At 71.6% G+C, this 21344-nt stretch carries 20 protein-coding genes; 11 read left to right on the forward strand and 9 right to left on the reverse strand.

The window, feature by feature from the left end; genetic code table 11:
• Entirely contained in the window at window positions 1–408 is a 408-nt protein-coding gene (locus tag CLV67_RS41340; RefSeq protein ID WP_106328703.1) for a DUF2752 domain-containing protein, read from the reverse strand.
• A 161-nt stretch (window positions 409–569) separates the two neighbouring features.
• Here CLV67_RS41340 and CLV67_RS41345 point away from each other — a divergent pair, with 161 nt between their 5' ends.
• Complete coding sequence (locus CLV67_RS41345) at window positions 570–1376, forward strand: protein kinase family protein (protein WP_146169506.1); 807 nt, start codon at window positions 570–572, stop codon at window positions 1374–1376.
• Window positions 1377–1397: 21 nt separating this feature from the next.
• Complete coding sequence (locus CLV67_RS41350) at window positions 1398–3041, forward strand: protein adenylyltransferase SelO family protein (protein WP_106328707.1); 1644 nt, start codon at window positions 1398–1400, stop codon at window positions 3039–3041.
• 393 nt (window positions 3042–3434) lie between these two features.
• Here the strand turns inward: CLV67_RS41350 and CLV67_RS53920 are convergent, their stop codons facing one another.
• Entirely contained in the window at window positions 3435–4967 is a 1533-nt protein-coding gene (locus CLV67_RS53920; RefSeq protein WP_106328709.1) for an aminotransferase-like domain-containing protein, read from the reverse strand.
• Between CLV67_RS53920 and CLV67_RS41360 the strand changes: the two genes are divergently transcribed.
• On the forward strand, window positions 4966–5982 hold the full coding sequence (locus CLV67_RS41360) for a DMT family transporter (RefSeq protein WP_106328711.1): 1017 nt from the start codon (window positions 4966–4968) through the stop codon (window positions 5980–5982). The two genes, CLV67_RS53920 and CLV67_RS41360, sit on opposite strands and share 2 nt — an antisense overlap.
• Here the strand turns inward: CLV67_RS41360 and CLV67_RS41365 are convergent.
• Window positions 5937–6539: a hypothetical protein gene (locus CLV67_RS41365; RefSeq protein WP_106328713.1), complete on the reverse strand. Its 603-nt coding sequence runs from the start codon at window positions 6537–6539 to the stop codon at window positions 5937–5939. The genes CLV67_RS41360 and CLV67_RS41365 overlap by 46 nt on opposite strands.
• A gap of 197 nt (window positions 6540–6736) precedes the next feature.
• Between CLV67_RS41365 and CLV67_RS41370 the strand changes: the two genes are divergently transcribed.
• Window positions 6737–7921 (forward strand): MFS transporter, encoded by a 1185-nt coding sequence (locus CLV67_RS41370; protein WP_106328715.1) that lies wholly within the window; start codon window positions 6737–6739, stop codon window positions 7919–7921.
• Here CLV67_RS41370 and CLV67_RS41375 read toward each other — a convergent pair.
• A complete protein-coding gene (locus CLV67_RS41375) occupies window positions 7918–8679 on the reverse strand; it encodes an SUMF1/EgtB/PvdO family nonheme iron enzyme (protein ID WP_106328717.1) in 762 nt (253 codons plus the stop codon). The genes CLV67_RS41370 and CLV67_RS41375 overlap by 4 nt on opposite strands.
• An 87-nt stretch (window positions 8680–8766) precedes the next feature.
• On the opposite strand from CLV67_RS41375, the gene CLV67_RS41380 reads away from it, so the two are divergent.
• Entirely contained in the window at window positions 8767–9792 is a 1026-nt protein-coding gene (locus CLV67_RS41380) for an aldo/keto reductase (RefSeq protein WP_170154208.1), read from the forward strand.
• 56 nt (window positions 9793–9848) lie between these two features.
• The gene (locus tag CLV67_RS41385; RefSeq protein ID WP_106328719.1) at window positions 9849–11450 is read left to right on the forward strand and encodes a methyl-accepting chemotaxis protein; all 1602 of its coding nucleotides are present in this window, start codon (window positions 9849–9851) and stop codon (window positions 11448–11450) included.
• A gap of 4 nt (window positions 11451–11454) precedes the next feature.
• On the opposite strand, the gene CLV67_RS41390 is transcribed toward CLV67_RS41385, so the two are convergent.
• On the reverse strand, window positions 11455–13665 hold the full coding sequence (locus CLV67_RS41390; protein WP_239166852.1) for a putative bifunctional diguanylate cyclase/phosphodiesterase: 2211 nt from the start codon (window positions 13663–13665) through the stop codon (window positions 11455–11457).
• Window positions 13666–13722: 57 nt separating this feature from the next.
• Complete coding sequence (locus CLV67_RS41395; RefSeq protein WP_106328723.1) at window positions 13723–14133, reverse strand: MarR family winged helix-turn-helix transcriptional regulator; 411 nt, start codon at window positions 14131–14133, stop codon at window positions 13723–13725.
• Window positions 14134–14237: 104 nt separating this feature from the next.
• On the opposite strand from CLV67_RS41395, the gene CLV67_RS41400 reads away from it, so the two are divergent.
• The 4 genes from CLV67_RS41400 to CLV67_RS41415 are packed head-to-tail and all read left to right on the forward strand — an operon-like array spanning window position 14238 to window position 18009.
• Window positions 14238–15119: an SDR family NAD(P)-dependent oxidoreductase gene (locus CLV67_RS41400; protein ID WP_106328725.1), complete on the forward strand. Its 882-nt coding sequence runs from the start codon at window positions 14238–14240 to the stop codon at window positions 15117–15119.
• Window positions 15071–16003 carry an amidohydrolase family protein gene (locus CLV67_RS41405; protein ID WP_428839497.1) on the forward strand — a complete coding sequence of 311 codons (933 nt, stop codon included), beginning with the start codon at window positions 15071–15073 and terminating at the stop codon, window positions 16001–16003. The genes CLV67_RS41400 and CLV67_RS41405 overlap by 49 nt, the downstream gene beginning before the upstream one ends.
• Window positions 16000–16458, forward strand: a complete 459-nt coding sequence (locus CLV67_RS41410; RefSeq protein ID WP_106328727.1) for a MaoC family dehydratase — start codon at window positions 16000–16002, stop codon at window positions 16456–16458. The genes CLV67_RS41405 and CLV67_RS41410 overlap by 4 nt, the downstream gene beginning before the upstream one ends.
• Before the next feature lie 9 nt (window positions 16459–16467).
• On the forward strand, window positions 16468–18009 hold the full coding sequence (locus CLV67_RS41415; RefSeq protein ID WP_106328729.1) for an acyl-CoA synthetase: 1542 nt from the start codon (window positions 16468–16470) through the stop codon (window positions 18007–18009).
• Here the strand turns inward: CLV67_RS41415 and CLV67_RS41420 are convergent.
• Both CLV67_RS41420 and CLV67_RS41425 read right to left on the reverse strand, forming a co-directional pair.
• A complete protein-coding gene (locus CLV67_RS41420) occupies window positions 17988–19469 on the reverse strand; it encodes an AAA family ATPase (protein WP_239166853.1) in 1482 nt (493 codons plus the stop codon). The two genes, CLV67_RS41415 and CLV67_RS41420, sit on opposite strands and share 22 nt — an antisense overlap.
• Before the next feature lie 39 nt (window positions 19470–19508).
• Window positions 19509–20267 carry an SIR2 family NAD-dependent protein deacylase gene (locus CLV67_RS41425; protein WP_106328731.1) on the reverse strand — a complete coding sequence of 253 codons (759 nt, stop codon included), beginning with the start codon at window positions 20265–20267 and terminating at the stop codon, window positions 19509–19511.
• Between the two features lie 87 nt (window positions 20268–20354).
• On the opposite strand from CLV67_RS41425, the gene CLV67_RS41430 reads away from it, so the two are divergent.
• Complete coding sequence (locus CLV67_RS41430) at window positions 20355–20561, forward strand: hypothetical protein (protein WP_106328733.1); 207 nt, start codon at window positions 20355–20357, stop codon at window positions 20559–20561.
• Here CLV67_RS41430 and CLV67_RS41435 read toward each other — a convergent pair.
• Window positions 20542–21330, reverse strand: coding sequence for an alpha/beta fold hydrolase (locus CLV67_RS41435; protein ID WP_106328735.1), 789 nt, complete (start codon window positions 21328–21330; stop codon window positions 20542–20544). The genes CLV67_RS41430 and CLV67_RS41435 overlap by 20 nt on opposite strands.
• Window positions 21331–21344 lie beyond the last annotated feature (14 nt).

Below are 21344 nucleotides of genomic sequence, written 5' to 3' on the forward strand. Positions count from 1 at the left end.
TTAATAGGGGAGGCTCGATCGGAGCCGGTGCAGTTGGAAAAGCCAGCTCGCGGCGGCGAGCAGCCCAGCGACCCAGCCCATCTGCCGCCGACGTGCGGGCGACCACGGGCTTGGCGGCTCCAGAACGCCCGTGGCGCGCAGTGCCAGGAGCGGACCGGCGGCGACGGTTACCGCCGCGAGGCCGAAGATCAGCGGATTGGCTTGCAGAGCCGTGTCGAACTGGCCGCGGACCAGCGCCACGGCAGCGGTCGTGAGACCGCACGCCGGGCACGGAACCCCGGTCACCGTCCGCAGCGGACACGGCAGAGCCGCGCCGGTACTGGCGGTGACCATCGGCCAGACCGCCGCGCCGGCGGCGACGAGCGCGCCGAAGGCGCCCACCCGCTCGGGCACGGAGAACTCACGCATGCAAACACCTCGAGATCTATAGAGCCCGAGGATCATAAGGGTGCCCCCTGATCTGCGGCGACCCCATAACCAGACAGATTTCAGCAGGTCGATTCGGCGGGACCGTTCGAGGCCCCCGGTTTTCGCGTGACCGTTCCGCTACTTGGCGCTATGGTGACCGGGTGTTGTCGACTGGTGTCGATATGTATTCGGCCCGGCGGGAGATCCGGGCCGGCAGCGAGATCTTCCACCTCCGGGGTCGCGAGGAGACCGTGGCCTCCGACAGGTCGTACCGGGTGCTGCGCGCCGACGCCCGGCAGGCCAGCGCGCGGTCCCGCGATGTCCGCCTGACCAGGCTCGACGTCGTCCGGCCGGGAGTCTGTGCCGAGGAGCGCCGGGCCTTGCTCAAGACCGAGGCGCGGCTCCACGACACGATCCCGGGACTGCCCAGGGTGCTGCTCCGCGTCGATGAGGCCTCGGCGTTCACCTTCGCCACCGCGATGCCGCCCGGGGCGGAGCTTCCGGAGTTGTACGGGCGGCCGCCCTACTCACGTCCCGCGCTGGTGGCGGTGTTGCGTGGGTTGCCGCAGGTGGCCCGTACCCTCGAGGGGTTTCATGCCATCGGGAGAGCGCATCGCGCCCTGCGACCGGAGGTGCTGATCGCCTCGCGTGACCGGCTGTGGCTGCGCGATGCCGGGCTCGCCGCGACGGCGCCGGCCGCGGGTGAGGGCCCGGCCGCCTACCGGGCCCCCGAGCAGGAGTTGGCCCGCGCGGGTCCGGCGACCGATGTTCATCAGCTCGCGGCGATCGTCTACCACCTGGTGACCGGTGAGGCTCCCTGCGCGGACCCGTTGCCGGTGGCCCGGCTGCGACCGGAATGGGCCGCCGCCCTCGATGAACCGCTGATGGCGGCGCTGCACCCGGTTCCCGGACGGCGGCCCGATCTTCGTGATCTGACCCACGCGCTGAGCAGTGCGACCCCGGACTGAGGGCGACGTAACGTTGGTCCGGTGAGCGACGCATCCACTCCCGTCATCGTTCTCGGGCACCGGTTCGCCGACGAGGTGCCGGAGATGGCGGTGCCATGGCAGGCGGCCGAGCCGCCCGCCCCGCGCCTGCTCATCCTCAACGAGCCGCTCGCCGCCGAGCTCGGTCTCGACGCCGACTGGCTGCGCACCGGCGACGGGGTGCGGTTCCTCGCCGGTGTCGACGTGCCCGACGGGGCGAAACCGGTCGCGCAGGCCTACGCGGGGCACCAGTTCGGTGGCTACTCCCCACGTCTCGGTGACGGCCGGGCGCTGTTGCTCGGCGAGATCGGTGATCGTGACCTGCACCTCAAGGGCTCCGGCCGCACCCCGTTCGCCCGCGGCGGCGACGGGCTCGCGGCGGTCGGCCCCATGCTGCGTGAATATGTGATCAGCGAGGCCATGCACGCCCTCGGCATCCCCACCACACGGTCACTCGCCGTGATCGCCACCGGGAAGTCGATCGTCCGGGAGAATCTTGCGCCCGGCGCCGTCCTGGTCCGCGTCGCGGCGAGCCACCTGCGGGTCGGCAGCTTCCAGTTCGCCCGTGCCACCGGCGACGAGAGCCTGCTGCGCCGCCTCGTCGGCCTCGCGATCGACCGCCACCACCCGGACGCGGGCGACGCCCTCGGCCTCTACCGCGCGGTCGTCCGGGCACAGGCCGACCTGATCGCGCGATGGATGCTCACCGGCTTCATCCACGGTGTGATGAACACCGACAACATGACGATCTCGGGCGAGACCATCGACTACGGTCCGTGCGCTTTCATGGACGGGTTCGACCCGGCGACCGTCTTCAGCTCCATCGACGAGGGCGGGCGGTATGCGTATGGCAACCAGCCCGCCATCGCCCAGTGGAACCTGGCACGGCTCGCGGAGGCGCTGCTCCCGCTCTTCGACGACGACCAGGAACGCGCCATCGAGAAGGCGACCGAGGCCCTCGGCGAGTTCCGCGGTCACTACGCGGCGGCCACGCTCACCGGCTTCCGGGCCAAGCTCGGTCTCACCGGGCGTGACGATGTCGACGACGCCACCCTGACCTCGCTCTCCGAGGATCTGCTCACCCTGCTCAAGTCCGAGAAAGCCGACTTCACCTCGTTCTTCCGCACCCTGGCAGCCGCTGGCGACCTGGCGTTCTCCCAGACCCCGGCGGCTGGCGATCTGGCGTTCTCCCAGACCCCGGCGGCTGGCGATCTGGCGTTCTCCCGGACCCCGACGGCCGGCGACCTGGCGGCCTCCCGGACCCCGACGGCCGGCGACCTGGCGGCCTCCGGGGCCCCGGCCGCCGACGACCTGGCGTTCTCCCGGAGCCCGACGGCGGCTGACGGCCCGGCGCTCTCCCGGACCCCGGAGGCGGCTGACGGCCTGGGCGCCTTCGAGGACTGGGGCAAACGGTGGCGCGCCCTCGGGCCGGACACCGATGCGATGAACCGGGTCAACCCCGTCTACATCCCACGCAACCACCTCGTCGAGGAGGCCCTGGCCGCAGCCACCGACGGCGACCTCGGCCCACTCCAGCGTCTCCTCGACGCGATCACCGCACCGTTCACCGAACGACCAGGTCTCGCCCGGTTTGCGGAGCCCGCTCCGGCCGACTTCGGCGTCTACCGCACCTTCTGCGGGACCTGAGCCGTTCGCCTGTCACCGGCGGTAGCGCTCGCTCTAGTCGGCAGCGACCGCCGCTAGCCCGGCCTTATCGTCTTGGGCCTCGTGGCCATGGGCCGCATCGTCCCGGGCCGCATCGTCTTTGGGTGTCGTCCTGGGTCTCATGGTCTTGGGCCTCGTCGTCCTCGGCGAAAAAGATCTTGTCTCCAGTCAGTAACGGCATATGAACGCCTCGAACGACTCGGCGCATAACTCGATCTCGCCCGGATGCGTGGGCGGATCCCGCTCGTGGCCGAAGCGGCCCGCCTGGCCGGCCCGGCTCCCTTCCCAGCTCGCCGGCTCGGCCCTCTGGCCCGGTTTGGTTCTTTGGCCCGGCTCGGCCCTCCGGCCCGGCTCGGTTCTGCTGGGCTGTCCGGGTTAGAGGCTGGTCGGTGGCAGGACGGTGCTGAGGCGGCGGACGGCCTCGTCCATCGCGGCGGGTGGGGCCGCGGCGTAGGTGAGTCGCAGGTATGGGGCGGGCGGCTCGGCGGCGTGCCACGGGCGGCCCGGGAAGACGACCACGCCGGCGGCGGCTGCGGCGGTGGCCACCGCTACGTCGTCGGTGCCGTCCGGCAGCGGTGCCCACAGGTGCAGGCCGCCGGAGGGGATCGCGGGCGGGACCAGCGCCGGCAGATGCCTGTGCAGGGCGGCGAGCAGGGCGTTGCGGCGGGTACGTAGTTCGGTGGCCAGTCGGCGGCGGTGGCGCGGCCAGGCCGGGCTCGTCACGAACTCTACGGTGGCCTGCTGCAGCGGGCCGGACACGAAGAAGTCGTCGAGCAGGCGGGCGGCGCGGAGCCGGGCACCGGCCGGTCCCCGGGCTCCGAGAGCGGCCACGCGCAGGCCCGGTGCCGCTGATTTGGTGAGTGACCGCAGATAGATGACGTGCCCGTCGGGGTCGGTGGCGGCCAGCGGGTGCGGCGCGTCGCCGTCGATGGTCAGGTCGCGGGCGTAGTCGTCCTCGATCAGGAACGCTCCGGCGTCACGGAGCGCGGCAAGCACGGCGGGGCGGCGGGCCGCGGCCAGAGTGGCGCCGGTCGGGTTGGCGTACAGGGGCTGGCAGTAGAAGAGCCGGGCGCCGGTACGGGCGAACGCCGCCGCCAGCTGGTCGGGCAGCACACCGTCCCGGTCAGCCGGTACCGGAACCACCCGCAGGCCCGCGGCGTGCGCGGTGGCCAGCGCCCCCAGGTAGGTGGGCGACTCGACGAGCAGAGTGTCGCCCGGCTCGGTGAGCGCCCGCAGCGCCGACGACAGCGCCGCCTGCCCACCCGGACAGATCACCATGTCCTCCGGCCGGAGCCCACCATCGGCGATGGTCCGGAGTCCGTCATCGGCGATGGCCCGGGGCCCACTGTCGGCGGTGGCTCGGAGTCCGTCATCGGCGATGGCCCGGGGCCCACTGTCGGCGGTGGCCCGGATCCCACCGTCGGCGCGGGTTTCGCGGGCGAACCACGCGCGCAGGTCCTCGCGGCCCTCGACCGGGCCCCGCTGCCACGACGCCGGCTGACGGGCGGCCCGGGCCAGCGCGGCACCAAGCGCATCGGCGGGCTGCAGGTCAGGATCAAGATAACCGCCGGACAACGGAATCGCGCCGGATGGCGGTAACGCCAGTAACGCCTGCATCTCCTCCTCGCCGAACCTGCGGGGCCCGAGCGCCACCGTCTGCCAGGACAGGTCGGGCGGGGGCGCGGACGTGGCCTCGGGCCGGGCAGCGACGAAAGTGCCGCGTCCCGATCTGGTCTCCACCAGCCCGTCCACTACGAGCTGCCGGATCGCGGCGGCGACGGTCACTGGCGACGCCTGGTGTCGGTCGGTCAGTTCACGCACCGACGGCAGCCGGGTGCCGGGCGGGGCGGCAGTTGCCAGGGCACGCAATTCTTGGACGACCCTAGCGGCTGCGTTACTGTAGAACATGAGAGATAAGAGTAGCGCTACCGCTGCCGGAGCGATAACACTCGGGGCGCTCGGAGTGCTCGCCTTCAGCATGTCGCTGCCCGCCACGCGGGTCGCCGTGCAGCAGCTCGACCCGTGGTTCGTCGCGTTCGGCCGGGCCGTCGGCGCGGCGGCACTGGCCGCGGCCTACCTGTGGGTCAGCCGGGCGCCTCGGCCGAGCGGGGCACAGTGGCGGCGGCTGGCGATCGTGGCGCTCGGTGTGGTCGCCGGGTTCCCGCTGTTCACCTCGCTCGCCCTGATCCACTCCACGTCCTCGCACGGCGCGGTCGTCGTGGCGTTGCTGCCGGCGATGACCGCCGCGTTCGCGGTGGCCCGTGCCGGTGAACGGCCGCCTGTCCTGTTCTGGGTGGCCGGTGGCAGCGGTCTGGTGGCGGTGCTGACCTTCCTGATCGTCAGCGGCTCGGTCCGGGGCGGTCTCGGAGTCACCGATCTGTACCTGCTCGCGGCCATCGCACTGTGCGCCCTCGGTTACGCCGAAGGAGGCGTCCTGGCACGGGAACTCGGCGGCGCCCGTACGATCTGCTGGGCCCTGCTCGTGGCACTGCCGGTGACCGTTCCGCTGACCGTCGGGGCCGCACTCGTCCACCCGCCGCACGCGCCGGTGACCGGCTGGGCGGCGTTCGGCTATCTCACCGTGGTCTCCATGTTCCTCGGCTTCTTCGCCTGGTACGCCGGTCTCGCGCGCGGCGGGATCGCCCGCGTGGGGCAGATCCAGCTGGCTCAGCCGGTCCTGACGCTGCTCTGGTCGGCGCTGCTGCTCGGTGAGCAGGTCGGTGCCGGCTCGATCGTCGCGGCCGCGGTGGTGCTCGTCTTCGTCGTCCTCACCCAGCGCTCCCGCGCCTCGCAGCCACCCGCTGCTGCCGGACCGCGTCAGGAGACGACGGCGACGACCGGACCGCGTCAGGAGACGACGGCGACGACCGGACCGCGTCAGGAGACGAGGGCGACGACGGCGTCGAGCAGCGCCGGGCTGTAGCGGTCCGGGCGTGGCCGGAGCGGTTCGGGAGGGAGACCGTCAGAGGGCGGAACCCAGTGGACACGGCCGGGGGAGACCGTGGCCAGAGCGGAGTACCACTCGCGGAGCGGACCGGCCAGCCGGAGGTGCAGCTCGAAGTTGCGGCGCCCGCGGGTGGTGTCGGCGGCCCGGCGGCGCCGCAGCTCGGCCGGGGACGGCAGGGAGACCAGCACCAGGTCGGCGAAACCGAGCGAACCGCCCGCCACCGCGTCCCTGACCGCCGCGACCTCAGCACGCCACGCGTCGAGCGACGCCTCACCGATCCGGTACAGCGACCACACGTAGTGCAGTTTCATCGGATCGTCGTCGCAGACGGCCAGGCCGGTTCGCTGTTCGAGATCGAGGGCCTCGGACCACCGCCGCTCGTAGGTTCCGCACCAGAACGCCGCCTGCGCCGCCGGATCCGGGTCGGCCGGTGGATCCGGCGGGCGGCGCTCGGTGACGGTCGACTGCGGGAAGTGCCGGCGGCACCAAGTCGTCTTGCCGGACGCGCTCGGGCCGGTCACCGTGACGATCACCGGACCATCCTCACCGACCGCGGAATGAGTTAAGGTGCGGACATGACACCGGTCGAGGCCGTCGCCGCCGCCTACGCGCGGTGGATCACGCCTGACCTGCCGCTCTACGGCAACGATCACGATCGGTCCGACTTCGCTCCCTGACCGGCACGGGTTTCCCGCCGCCGTCGTCCACCCCTATCCGGGAGCGATCCGTCATGCCCGCTGTGGCCTCCGAACAACCGTCCGCCCTCAAGTCGGTGCTGCGCGCGACATACGTACGCCGCCTTCTCGTCTTCAGCCAGACCGGCCGCCTGCCGATGGCAGCCGCCCCGCTGGCTCTTCTGCTCTTCGCCCGTGAGGAACACGGCCTTGCCGTCGCCGGGTTGGTCGTGGCCGCTTACACGGCCGGCATGGCGGTCAGCGCGCCCCTGCTGGCCCGCATCGTCGACCGGTGGCGGCAACCGCCGGTGCTGTGGGCGTCCGCGCTGTTGTCCGCCGTCGGGTTCGTGGCGGTGGCGGTCAGTGGGCACGGCCTGCCCGTCATGATCGTCGGCGCGGTGCTCGCCGGGTTGGGCACGCCGCCGCTGGAGGCCTGCCTGCGGGCCCTGTGGCCGATGCTGGTGCCGCCCGAGAGGGTGGCCGCCGCGTACTCGCTCGACCTTGCCGTCCAGGAGGTCATCTACGTGACCGGGCCGCTGGTGACGCTCGCCGCGGTGGGGCTCGCGGGCCCGGCAGCGGGCCTGTTCGCCGCCGCGGTGTTCCAGCTCGCCGGGGTCGCCGGGTTCGCACTGACGCCGGTCGTCCGCACCTGGCGCGGTGAGGCGGGGGAGCGCCATTGGGCCGGGCCTCTGCGCGTACCCAAATTCGTGGTGATCGTCGCCGGGGTGATTTTCGCCGGTGCCGCCGTGGGAAGCCTTCCGGTGATCGTCACCGGCTATGCCGAGGCGGCCGGAAGCCGATCGCTGAGCGGATGGCTGCTGGCCGCGCAGGCGGCCGGGGCACTCATCGGCGGCCTGCTCTACACGCGTGCCACACCGGGCGGGCCCGGCCGGCTGCCGCTGACGGCGGCGGTCTTCGCGGCCGGATACGTGCCGTTGCTGCTGGTCCCGGAGCCGGTGCCGATGGCGGCGCTGCTCGCGGTGAGCGGGCTGTCGCTGCCGCCGCTGCTCACCGCGGTGTTCCTGACCGTCGACCGGCTGACTCCGGCGGGGGCGGCGGTCGAGGCGTTCGCCTGGATCATCACCGCGTTCACCGTGGGCAGTGCGGCGGGTGCCGCGGTGACCGGTCCGCTCGTTTCCGAGAGCTTGCGGTACGGCTTCGCGTTCGCTCCGCTGTCGGGCGCCCTGGCGGTGGCCGCCATGGCGATCGTCGCGCTGCCCACCCGAAAAGCGGCGCGTTAGGACGGCTGCCGGGTCCGGGCGACGCGGAAACCGACGTCGTCCAGGCACAGGGTCGGGTGGCTGCGCCGGCGTACCGAGGCCCGGCAGCTCCAGTGCTCGTCGAACCATCCACCGCCGCGCAGTACCCGGTAGCTGCCGTACACCTGCGGGTCGTAGAAGTCCCAGCACCACTCCCACACGTTGCCCAGCATGTCGTGCAACCCCCACGCGTTGGGCAGCAGCGCGCCCACCTCGTGCGGCCGCTCGCCGGAGTTGCCGCGATGCCACGCGACCTCGTCGAGCGGGCCATGACGCGGCCCGTCAGTCCCGGCCCGGCACGCGTGCTCCCACTCGGCCTCGGTGGGCAGCCGGTAGCCGTCGGCGGTGCGATCCCAGACGACGCTGTCGCGGATGTCGCCGCCCGGCAGCAGACGATCCTCAGGCGGCAGCCGGTGGTTGCGCTCGATCGGCCCGCCGGGCGACAGCGAACCCGGCCGCAACCAGGATTTCTCGGGTTCCGAGGAGGTCAGCTGGTAGGCCGGTGCCAGACCGTCGCGGCGGGACAGCGCGTTGCAGAATCGCACGGCGTCCCACCAGGACACCGAGGCGACCGGCAGCCCGTCGCCCGGGGGGCCGCTCGGGTGCGAGCCGGTGACCTCGGCGAAGAGTGCCCGTGTCACCGGCACGGCGGCCAACTGGAACGGCCGGACCTCGACGGCCCACTGACGCTGGGTGCGGCGATCGGAGAGGACGACCTCGCCCGCCGGAACATCGATCATGGAGCCGCCGATTTTAGCCCGACGCGGGCCGGCAGCGCGAGATCAGTGTTTGACCTGGAGCGCGCTCCAGGTCATAGCGTCGAACCCATGAGCGAAACGCGTATCGGAACCATCGAACTCGGACGTACCGGCCAGCAGGTCAGCAGCCTGGCCCTCGGGGCGATGCAGATGGGCAGCGCCACCGCGGAGCCCGAGGCGGTACGGATCCTCGACCGCTACCGGGAGCTGGGCGGGTCGTTCATCGACACCGCGGACTGCTACGAGTGGTGGTCGACTCCCGGCAGCCGGGGCGGTGAGAGCGAGGAGCTGCTGGGCCGCTGGATGCGCGAGCGCGGGAACCGGGACGAGATCTTCCTCGCGACGAAGGGCACCGCCCTGCCCGCCTACTCGCCCGGTCTGTGGTCGGCGGACGGCACCGCGAACTGGGAGCTGGCCCGGCAGACGTTCGCCGGTGCGGGCGCCGACACCGTGCGGCACGCGCTGGACGGCAGCCTGCGGCGCCTCGGCGTGGATCACGTCGACCTGTACTACGTGCACGTCGACGACCGGTCGACGCCGCTGGAGGAGACCCTCGAGGCGCTGGCCGGGCTGGTCACCGCCGGCAAGGTGCGCCACCTGGGCTGGTCGAACGTGCGGACCTGGCGGCTGGAGCGGATCCGGCAGCTGTGCGACCGGTACGGCTGGCCGGCACCCGTGGCCCTGCAGCAGCAGCACTCCTACCTGCGGCGCCGGGCCGGACTGAACCATGCGTCGATCGTCGACGACGAGCAGCTGGACTACCTGACCGAGCACCGCGACCTGACGCTGGTCGCCTACTCGCCGATCGTGAAGGGCATCTACGACGATCCGGCACGGCGGGCCGAGCACTGGATGATGGAGTCCTATGCCGGGCCGGACGCCGATGCCCGCCTGGAGGCGGTCACGGGGCTCGCCGCCGAGCTGGGCGTGACGCCGAACCAGGTGGTGCTGGCTTGGCTGCTGCACCAGTCGACGCCGCCGGTGCTGCCGCTGATCGGTCCGCGCACCCCCGAGCAGTTCGAGAACCTGGTGCCCGCCCTGGGCATCAAGCTCGACGGCGCCTATCTGAAGCGCCTGGATGAGGCCGGAGCCTGAGGATTTCCAGGTTTGGGCGGGTGATTCGGTATTAGCTGGACACCAGGGGGTGTCCGATGGCGCGCAAGGGTGGGTGGGCCGACCTGCCGGTCATGGTCAAGGTGCTGTGCGCGGTGTTCGTCGCCGCGCTCGCCGCGGCCCTGGCCGGCGGCGTCGGCATCATGAAGCTGGCCGACGTCGATGACGCGGGCGGCGGGATCTACGAGCGCAACCTGCTCCCGATCAGCGAACTCGCGGAGATCGACGGGTTGTCCAACGAGATCCGCGCGACCGTCCTGCGACATGTCATCACTACCACCCCGTCCGAGATGCAGGCTCGTGAGCAGGAGATCGCCGGGTTCCGTGAGGAGCTGGAGAGCCTGTGGGCCGATTATTCGTCGGGGCAGGGCACCGCCGAGGAGCAGAGTGCCAGGCAGGAGTTCCGCGCGGCGCTCGATCGGATGTACGAGGCGGCCGACGACGAGGTGCTGCCCGTGAGCCGGGCCGGGCAGGCCGAGCGGGCGGCCAAGGCCGAGGCGGAGATCTTCGACCCGGCCTTCGACAAGGTGAGCGCGGCCCTCGGGAGCCTCGACGAGTTGGAGACGGAGCAGGCGACGGCGAGCGCCGAGCAGGCGCATGGCACCTACGTGTCGGGCCGGACTCTTCTGATCGTGATCCTGGTGACCGGCCTCGCCCTGGCGCTGGCCGTCGGCTTCTTCGTGGCCCGGTCGGTCAGCGGCCCGCTGGCCAAGGTCGTGGTGGCGCTGCGCCGGGTCGAGCAGGGCGACCTGACGACGATCGTGGACTTGGACTCGCGTGACGAGCTGGGCCAGCTGGCCGGCACCCTGAACGCGACGACCGGCCGGCTTCGGTCGGTGATCGGCGGCGACATGTCCAAGACCGCGGCGAGCCTGTCCGCGGCGGCCGAGGAGCTGGCCGCCGTCAGCGCCCAGCTGCAGGCCGGCGCGGGTGACGCCGCCACGAAGGCGACCAGCGCGTCGCACGCCTCCGAGGAGGTCAACTCGGGCGTGCAGTCGATCGCCGCGGGAGCCGAGGAGATGAGCGCCTCGATCACCGAGATCGCCTCGAACGCCGGTCAGGCCGCGCAGGTGGCGGCGAAGGCGATGTCGGTGGCCGAGCGCACCAACGCGCAGGTCGCCGAACTGGGCGAGGCCAGCGCGGAGATCGGCGAGGTGGTCAAGCTGATCACCAGCATCGCCGAGCAGACGAACCTGCTGGCCCTGAACGCGACGATCGAGGCTGCCCGGGCCGGCGAGCTGGGCAAGGGCTTCGCCGTGGTGGCCGGTGAGGTGAAGGAGCTGGCGCAGCAGACCGCGAAGGCGACCGAGGAGATCACCGCCCGGATCGGGGCCATCCAGTCGTCCAGCGGTGCGGCGGCCTCGGCGATCGCGGAGATCACCGAGGTGATCGGACTGATCGGGGACTACACGACGACGATCGCGTCAGCGGTGGAGCAGCAGACCGCGACGACGACCGAGATGAGCCGCTCGGTGGCGGACGCCGCCGGGAACAGTGGGGACGTGGCTCGTACCATCTCGGGGGTCGCCGATGTCGCCGCCTCGACCGCGGAAGGAGCCCGGACCACGCAGCAGGCCGCGGACGAGCTGACCCGGCTGGCCTCCGAGCTGAACGCGATCGTCGGCGGCTTCCGGCACTGAGACGTCAGGCGGTGACCGTGGACGGGGCGGTGAGCATCTCGAGGATGCCGTCGCCGTCGACCGGGTGGGCCAGCAGGTAACCCTGCGCGTACTCGCAGCCCAGCTCGGCGAGGACGGTCAGGTCGGCGTCGTCGTCGACGCCCTCGGCCAGCGACGTCATGCCGAGCGCGTGTGCCATGCCGATCATGGCGTCGGCCAGGGCTCGGCGGGCGGGGTCGGCGGCGATCCCGTTCACGAACGTGTGGTCGATCTTGACGGTGTCCCAGGCGTGGTCGGCGACGCGGGCCATCGACGAGTAGCCGGTGCCGAAGTCGTCGACGGCGATCCGCACACCGGCGCGGCGCAGCGGGCCGAGGGCGGCTTCGACGGTCTCGGGCATGGCCAGGCCCATCTCGGTAAGCTCCAGGGTGAGCGCGGTGGACGGGGTGCCGGCCTGTTTCAGGGCGGCCAGGACCACCTCGGCGGTGGTGGTGTCGAGCTGGCGCGGCGACAGGTTGACCGCGATCGGCACCCACCGGCCGGTCTGGTTGTACCAGGTGCGCTGCTCGTGCAGGGACTGCTCCAGAACGACCGAGAACAGCCTCGCGACCGTGCCGGTGGCCTCGGCGACCGGGATGAACGCGGCCGGCGGCAGGATGCCCTCGGTGGGATGCTGCCAGCGGGCCAGGGCCTCCACCGAACTGAGGCTGCCGTCGTCGACCCGGAAGACCGGCTGGTAGACGCAGAACAGCTCACCCTGGTGGGTCAGCGCCCTGCGGAAGTCGGCGTCGCGCCGCAGCCGCTGCGTGGCCTCGGTGCGGCTCTGCACGTCGAAGCGGACCATCCGGCCGCGGCCGGCGGCTTTGGCCTGGTACATCGCGGTGTCGGCGTCCTGCAGCAGGGCCTCGGGGTCGGCGTTGAGCTGGTCGGTGGTGCGCAGCCCGATCGACAGGGAGGCGAAGAACTCGCTGCCGTCGGCGAGCCGCATCGGCCGGCCGAGCTCGGCGGCGACCCGGTCGGCCACGGCGGAGGCCTCGTCCTCGGTGACCGACGGCATCAGGATGACGAACTCGTCACCGCCGAGCCGGCAGGCGACGTCGTGCGGGCGGACCGCGCCGCGCAGCCGGTTCGCGATGGCGACGAGCAACTGGTCCCCGGCGTCGTGGCCGAGGCTGTCGTTGACGTTCTTGAAGTGGTCGAGGTCGCAGAAGAGCAGGCCGACGCGGGCCGTGCCGCCGACCGGCAGCGAGGCCAGCGCGAGCGCGAGACGGTCCATGAGCAGGGCCCGGTTGGCCAGGCCGGTCAGCGCGTCGTGCCCGACCCGGCGGGCCAGGTCGTGGATCGGGGCGATCAGCCGCAGCGCGACCAGCACGACCGACGCCCAGGCGCCGATCACCAGTGGCAGGTCGTCGGCCGGTTCCCAGAACAGTTGCACGCTGGGCAGCAGCAGGGCGGCGCCGAACAGGGTGACCGCACGGGTCACGGTGAGCATGCTGACGATCGAGCGGCGCGGTGTGGTGTAGACCATCGACGGGTGCAGGCCGGCCGTGGCGACCAGGATCGGCATGGCCATCCATCCGAGGTCGATCAGCATGCCCTCGACGTACGTGCCGGTGAGGCTCTGATGGGTGTAAAGGGCGTCCGACACGAACCAGGCGATCAGCCCGCCGAGCAGCCAGCGGACGCCGGGCGCGCGCAGTTCCACGCCGAGCGCCAGGGCCAGCGAGCAGTAGAGCACCACCAGTGTGCTGGCCGGCCCCGCCACCGCGACGATCTGGGCGAGCGGTGTTCCGTCCGTTTTGACCAGCGGATTCACCACGAGCAGCCAGGCGATGGCGGCGAACGGGGCGAGGATGACCGCCGAGTCGAGGAACGCGGTGCGCCCGGACCGGGCCGCGAGCAGGGCCGCCCCGGCCGCGATGGCCAGGTGGGCGAGCAGGTAGAACACGTCGGCCACGGACGGGAACGGCGGGCTCATTCCGCGGGCCGTGTAGGTCGCGAAGACGATGTCACCGACGCCGGAGAGTGCCAGGCCGGCCACGATGATCTGCCAGCCGAGCCGGCGTTTCGGCGCGTTGCGGGTGAGCCCGACCCAGGTGGCGATCGGGGCCGTGCAGTTGAGCAGCACGTACACCCAGCGGGTGGCGGCGTTGAACGGCGTCAGGACGTACACCGCCGCTGCCACCGAGGCGAGCACCAGGTAGATCCACCACAGGTGGCGGAGGAACCCGCTCATACGCATGCGGGACGTATCGGCCGTCAGGGCGCCGACACAAGGGTTACCGGGGGTTCTTCACGCCATCGACTGCCAGGCGGTGATCAGCGACTGGCGGAACTCCGCGGCCTGACCGGCGGTCAGTTTGGTGATCATCCGGACTTCCAGGCCGCGGACCGGGGCGTCGACCGCCGCGAGCAGCGCCCGCCCCTGCCCGGTGAGGTGGATGAGCAGCTCGCGACGGTTCTCGGCGTTGCGTTCCCGGCTGATCAGCCCGCGGGTCTCCAGGGCGCGGACGAGGTCGGCGATGGACTGCGCCGTCACGAACGAGTCGCGCGCCAGCTGGGCCGCCGACAGGCCGTCGTGGCGTTCGAGAACGGTGAGCGCGGTGTACTGCAGGGCCGTGATGCCGTGCGCGCGGACCACCTCGTCGAGGCGTGCGCGTACCGCTAGTTCGAGCTGTTTGACGAGGTAGAGCAGCGATGGCATGGGTGGCACGGTACCCCATTGACAGGAAACCTGATCGTCCTCGACGATCGAATCATCAGGATTCCTGTTGATGGCGGCCATGCATTCGTGAGAGGTTGATGACTATGGATCTGACTGGCAGGGTGGCCATCGTCACCGGCAGTGGTCGCGGGCTCGGTCTGGCCTACGCCCGGGCGCTCGTCGCCGCCGGCGCGTCGGTCGTGGTCAACGACGTCGATCAGCAGGCGGTGGACGCGGCGGTCGCCGCGATCGGCGGTGACACCGTCGGGGTGGCGGCGGCGGTCGGCGACACCGCGAGCGCGGAGCTTCTCGTCGGCAGGGCGGTGGAGACCTTCGGCAAGCTCGACGTGCTGATCACCAACGCCGGCATCCTGCGCGACCGGGTGCTGTGGAAGATGACCGACGACGACTTCGACGCCGTCATCGGCGTCCACCTGCGCGGCACCTTCACCTGCGCCCGTGCCGCCGCCGTCCGGATGCGCGAGCAGGGGACCGGCGGCCGGATCATCCTGATCGGCTCGCCGGCCGGGCAGCGCGGCAACTTCGGCCAGACCAACTACGCCGCCGCCAAGGCCGGCATCGCCGCGATGGCTCGTACCTGGGCGTTGGAACTGGCTCGCAACGAGATCACCGTCAACGCCGTCATCCCCGTCGCCGCCACCGAGATGACCAAGACGATCCCGGCGTTCGCACCGGCCATCGAGGAGGCCGAACGCACCGGCACGCCGTATCCGGCCTGGCTGCGCCACGACGAGGGCCTCGGCACCGTCGAGGACGTCACCGGCCTGATCACCTTCCTCGCCTCGGACGCCGCCAAGGGCATCACCGGCCAGGCCATCGGCGTCGGCGGCGACAAGCTGTCGCTCTGGTCGCACCCTGCGGAGAAGGCGGTCGTCTACGCCGAGGGCGGCTGGAGCGCCGACGCGATCGCGGCAGCGTGGGACTTCGAGCAGGAGACCTACGGCATCCCGGCGCCGAAGAAGTGAACGCCGACGGCCTGACCGCCAGCGAACTGATCGCCATCGACGTGCACACGCACGCCGAGGTGAGCCGGGACGGCCGCAGTTCGCTGAGCCCGGAACTGCTCGGCGCCTCCGCCGACTACTTCAAGGCGCACGGGCATCGGCAGCCGGCCATCGACGAGACCGCCGCGTATTACCGGGAGCGGCGGATGGCCGCCGTCGTCTTCACGGTCGACGCCGAACACGCCACCGGCCACCCGCGCATCGCCAACGAGGAGATCGCCGAGGACTGCGCGAAGCACCCGGAAACGCTGATCCCGTTCGCGAGCATCGACCCGCACAAGGGCCGGGCCGGGGTCCGGGAGGCCCGCCGGCTGGTCGAGGCGTACGGCGTCCGCGGTTTCAAGTTCCACCCCAGCATCCAGGGTTTCGCCCCCGACGACCGGCTCGCGTACCCGATGTACGAGGCGATCGAGGAGCTCGGCGCGGTCGCGCTGTTCCACACCGGCCAGACCGGCATCGGCGCCCGGGTCCGCGGTGGCGGCGGCATCCGCCTCAAATACTCCAACCCGATGCTGGTCGACGACGTGGCGGTCGACTTCCCGGACCTGCGGATCATCCTGGCCCACCCGTCCTTCCCCTGGCAGGACGAGGCACTCGCGGTCGCGACACACAAGGAACACGTCCACATCGACCTCTCCGGCTGGTCGCCCAAGTACTTCCCACCCCAACTCATCCGGTACGCGAACAGCCTGCTCCAGGACAAGGTGCTGTTCGGATCGGACTACCCGGTGCTCACACCGGACCGCTGGCTCGCCGACTTCGCCGCCCTCGAGATCAAGGACACGGTCCGCCCCAAGATCCTCAAAGAGAACGCCGCCCGCCTACTTCTCAGGGAGAACCCATGACCACCACCGTCAACGGCCTCGACGGACTCAGGAGCCTGGCCGGCCAGGACCTCGGCCACAGCGAGTGGCTGGAGATCACCCAGGAGCGGGTGGACACGTTCGCCGACGCCACCGACGACCACCAGTGGATCCACGTCGACGTCGAACGCGCGAAGCAGGGCCCGTTCGGAGGCCCGATCGCTCACGGATACCTCACGCTGTCGCTGGTCATCCCGCTCTTCGTCGAACTGCTGACGGTCGAGGGCATCACGATGGGACTCAACTACGGCCTGGAGAAGGTCCGTTTCCCGAGCCCCGTCAAGGTCGGCGCGAAGATCCGGCTGGCCGCCAAGGTGGTCAGCGTCGAGGACGTGCCCGGCAACGGCGTGCAGAGCACCTTCGACTTCGTCGTCGAGATCGACGGCCAGGACAAGCCCGCCTGCACAGCCCGCCCGGTCTACCGGCACTACGCCTGAGGACCGGTGATGCGCAACGCGGGGCTGGGGTCGTGGCCGGCCCGCCGGGCGGCCATGTCACCCGGCCACACCGCCCTGATCTTCGAGGAACGGCGCACGACGTACGCCGAACTCCATGAGCGCATCTCGCGCCTGGCCGCGGCCCTGCACGGCGCCGGGGTCCGCCGCGGCGATCGGGTCGCGTACCTCGGCCCGAACCACCCGTCCTTCGTCGAGACCATGTTCGCGACGTGGACGCTCGGCGCGATCTTCGTGCCGCTCAACTTCCGCCTGACCCAGCCCGAGATCGCCTACCAGCTGGAGCACAGCGGCGCGGTCGCTCTGATCCACGCGTCACCGGTCGGCGCGTTCGTCCGTACCACCGTGGCGTTGTCTGATTTTGATCGTTTCCTCGCCGCGGCGCCGGAGGTCTTCGACGAATCGGTGACGCACGACGACGTCGCCTGCATCCTCTACACGTCGGGGACCACCGGGCATCCCAAGGGCGCGATGCTCACCCACGGCAACCTCATCTGGAACTGCTGCAACCTGCTCGTCTGCGTCGACGTCGCGAGCGACGAGGTGACCCTGGTCAGTGCTCCGCTGTTCCATGTGGCCGCGCTCAACCAGTGCCTGCTGCCGACGTTCCTCAAGGGCGCCACGTCGGTGATCATGCCTGCCTGGGACGTGGACGGTTGCTTCGACGCCATAGCCCGGCACCGGATCACCTGGATGTTCGGTGTCTCGGCGATGTTCGCGGGGCTGTCCCAGTCACCGCGCTGGCCATCGGCCGACCTGACGTCGGTGCGCTGCCTGATGACCGGCGGCGCCTCGGTGCCGGAGGCGCTGATCCGTACCTATCAGGAGCGTGGCCTGGCCTTCTGCCAGGGTTACGGCATGACCGAGACGTCACCCGGGGCGACCTTCCTGGAGGCCAGGGAGAGCCGGGACCATCTCGGATCGGCGGGACTTCCGGTCTTCTTCACCGATGTACGTTGCGTGCGCCCCGATCTGACGCCGACCGATTCCGATCCCGCTTCGGCCGCTGTGGGTGAACCCGGCGAGGTGCAGGTTCGCGGCCCGAACGTCACGCCCGGCTACTGGAACGACCCGGAGGCCACCGCGGCGGCGTTCACCGGCGACGGCTGGTTCCGCTCCGGCGACCTGGCCGTCGTGGACTCCGCCGGCCACTACCGGATCGTCGACCGCACCAAGGACATGTACATCTCCGGCGGCGAGAACGTCTACCCGGCCGAGGTGGAGGCGGCCATCTTCGAGCATCCCTCCGTCGCCGAGGCGGCCGTGGTGGGCGTGCCCGACGAGAAGTGGGGCGAGGTGGGCCGCGCCTTCGTCGTCACGGTCCCGGGCGCCGCGCTCGAACCGGCCGACATCCCGGCCTTCCTGACCGGCCGCCTGGCGAAGTACAAGATCCCCGTCTACGTCGACATCCTCGACGACCTGCCCCGCACCGCCTCCAACAAGGTCCGCAAAGGCCCGCTCCGCGACCTGCCGCTGCCCCGCTCCGGATCGGTCCGTCAGAAGTCCGCACCTCAGGGTGCGGGTGGTTCATAGAGCGTCGGCAGGTCGATCAGGACGACGCCCGGGTCGCCGGTCGCGGCCTCGCGCAGTTCGGGGGTGAAGCCGGCGCCGCTGAAACAGGCCAGCCGCGCCGTCCCCGCGCCGGGACGGCGCTGGGCGGTGAGCAGCGTACGGATGTGACGGAGCCGGTCGAGGTGAGCCGTCCCCATCACCTCGCCCCACTTCACCTCGCCGATCGCCAGCAGCGGCTGCCGGTTGTCGTCGTCGAGGCCGAAGACCGCGACGTCCACCTCGTGCGACGTCCGGGACGCCGGGTCGTTGACGGCGCCGCTCGCGACCCGGTTCGGGTAGTCGCCGAACACCTCCGGTCCGGCCAGATGCCGGGCCCAATAGCGGCAGACCTGCTCGAAGTGCGGCCCGAGGACGTTGCCGACGAACCGGCGCCGGCTGCGTTGCCACAGGCGGCCGGCGTCGCGTGTGTGCTCCAGATCGGACCAGATCGGGCGCATCACCGCGTGGTAGAAGGCGACCAGCGGCTCGGCGATCCGGAACATGGTCCGGTTGTCGCGGAACGCGTCCGGATCGCGAGTCACGAGGCCGCAGTCCTCCAGGACGGTCAGCGGATGGGCCAGGTCACCGGCCTTGCGGCCCAGGAACGACGCGATGCCGCCCCGGCTCGCGTTGCCCGAGGCGATGGCGGCCAGAACGGAGTGGTAGAGCCCGGCATCACGCAGGTCGGGCTCGTCGGCGAGCAGGTAGCGGGCTTCCCGGAACAACGGACTGGTAGGCGACAGCACGGTCCGGACCACCCACGCGTCGAAGTCGTCCGGCCCGGCCGGGGTGTCGTCGCGGGCGAACTCCCGGCGGTACGCGGGAGTGCCGCCCACGATCGCGTTGACCATCAGCGCGGTCGCGTGGTGCTCGATGCCCCAGAACTCGGCGGCCAGCCGGTGATCGAGGGTGGGCACCACCAGCTCGAGCCCGGCCCGGCCGCGCAACGGCGCGTTGCCGCTGAGCAGCCGACCCATGAACGACATCGCGGAACCGCAGAGCAGCAGGCTCGCACTGCTCTCGTCGCGTTCGGCCCGGAGCGGGGCCAACGCGTTCTGGATGACCGAGGGGATCTGCGGGTTCGCCCGCACCAGGTACGGAAACTCGTCGATCACCACCGGGATCCGCCGCTCGCGCCCCAGGCCGAGCAGGGCGTCGATCGCCTGATGCCAGCCGTCGAGTGCCAATGGTGCCGGCGCGCCGGTGAATTCGCCGAGCAGCGCGCCGAGCCGGTTGAGGGATTCGCGGTCGGCAGCCTCGTCGGCCGGGAAGTAGAAGCCACCGGTCGCCTGGCACAGCGACCGCAGCAGGAACGTCTTGCCCTGGCGGCGCCGTCCGGAGACGACGCCGAGCAGGGCGCCGGGCTGCGGATCCGTCACGAACGCGCTCAGGGCGGTCCACTCACGTTCGCGGTCGAACATCTCCACGGGTCGTTCCAGCACGATGCCATCCTTTCATAACCACAGTTATCATAACTGTGGTTATGAAAGCGGCCACGCAGCGCTGACCAGGGCGGGGAGCACGGTGGCAGCGGTACCGGTCAGGTTGAATGCGGCGACCGCGTCCAGCGGGGTGGGCTGCGGGTTCACCTGGATGACGGTCGCGCCGAACTTCGCCGCCACCACCGGGATGTCCGCGGCCGGGTAGACCAGGCCCGACGTGCCGATCGTCAGCAGCACGTCGCACTCGGTCGCCGCCTGCACCGCGGCCTCCAGCGGCTCGGCCGGCAGCGCCTCGCCGAACCAGACGACGCCCGGCCGGATCGGGCCGCCGCAGTGCTCGCAGCGGGGCGGGGCCAGGCGGCGGCCCTCCTCGGGCGCCGCCTCACGGCTCGGCTCCGCCGGCCGGGAGCAGGTCGCGCAGCGCGGGGTGAACAGGCTGCCGTGCAGGTGGATCGGCGCGGTCGAACCGGCCTGCTCGTGCAGGTCGTCGACGTTCTGCGTGATCACGACGGTGTGCGGGGCGTGTGCCTCGATCGCGGCGACCGCCTCGTGGCCGGGGTTCGGAGCGACCCGCAGTGCCAGGGAACGGCGCCACTCGTACCAGCCCCAGACCAGATCGGGGTCGTCCTCGAAGGCCTGCGGGGTGGCCAGTGCCTGGGCGTCGAACCGCTCCCAGAGGCCGGTCAGCGCGTCCCGGAAGGTGGGCACGCCACTCTCCGCCGACATGCCGGCCCCGGTGAACACCACCACCCTGCCCGCCCCGGCCAGCGCCTTCGCCGCGTCACGCACGTCCACCATGTCGCTCCCCCGTTCGGTGTCGGACGTATCCAACCGCACCCACGAGCGTCACAGAAACGAATTGGCCCCCTGGTCGTTGGAGGTGCTGTGCCGTTACTCCCCGGTGAACGAGCCCGCCGCCGCCTGCGTCACGCGGGGGACCGTCTGCTGACCGCCGTCGGCGACTGGACCGCGCCCAGCGAACGGCCCTCCTCCTACGACGAGAACAGCATGAGCACCCTGGTCCGGACCGTCACGGCGGTGGCCGGGGCGGTGTTCCTGCTGGCCATGCTGCTCATCTGGTTGCTGCGCTGAGCACGGCCGCCGCGCAGGACTCCGGGTCGTCGGCGAACGGCAGGTGACCGCAACCCTTGAGGGTGATGTGCCGGGCGGACGGGAGCACGGTCCGGGCGCGGCGCGACTGCGGGAACGGGAGCACGGCGTCGCGGGTGCCCCAGGCGATCGTGACCGGGGTACCCGTCTGCTCGTACCGCCAGGGGGGTAGATCGCCGAAGGCGTCCCGTGCCGCCGCGAAGCCGGGAGCGCCGGCGAGAGCGCGTGCCGCCGCGACGGCCCCGGCCGGGTCGAGGCGGCGCGGGCGGGCGTAGAAGAGCGAGCAGAACGCGGCCCGCCCGAGGTTCGACGCCATGATGCCCGGGAGGCGGGCGTCGAGGCGGCCGGCGGCGACCCGGGCCGCCGTGACGACACCCTGGCACCAGCGGCGGCCCGCTCCGCTCCAGAAGCCGATCGGCGCGAACGCGGTGACCGCGCGGGCGCGCCCGCGGCGGCCGAGTTCGAGGGCGATGCCGCCGCCCAGCGAGCTGCCGGCCACCTCGGGATTCTCGACGCCGAGCGAATCGAGGAAGCGCTCGACCTGGTCGGCGAGGTGGGCCACCGAACCGGCGTGCGGCACGGGTTCCCACAGCGGTGACTCGCCGAAGCCGGGCAGGTCGAGGGCGATCACGTCACGGTGGCTGGCCAGCGTCGCGACGATCGGCGCCCACACCTGGCGGTGGCTGCCCAGGCCGTGGATCAGCACCAGCGGCGGGCCGGATCCGCGGCGTTCATGGGCCAGCTCGGTCATCCGTCATTTATGAG

This window comes from Actinoplanes italicus, from assembly GCF_003001815.1.
GTDB classification, from domain to species: domain Bacteria; phylum Actinomycetota; class Actinomycetes; order Mycobacteriales; family Micromonosporaceae; genus Actinoplanes; species Actinoplanes italicus.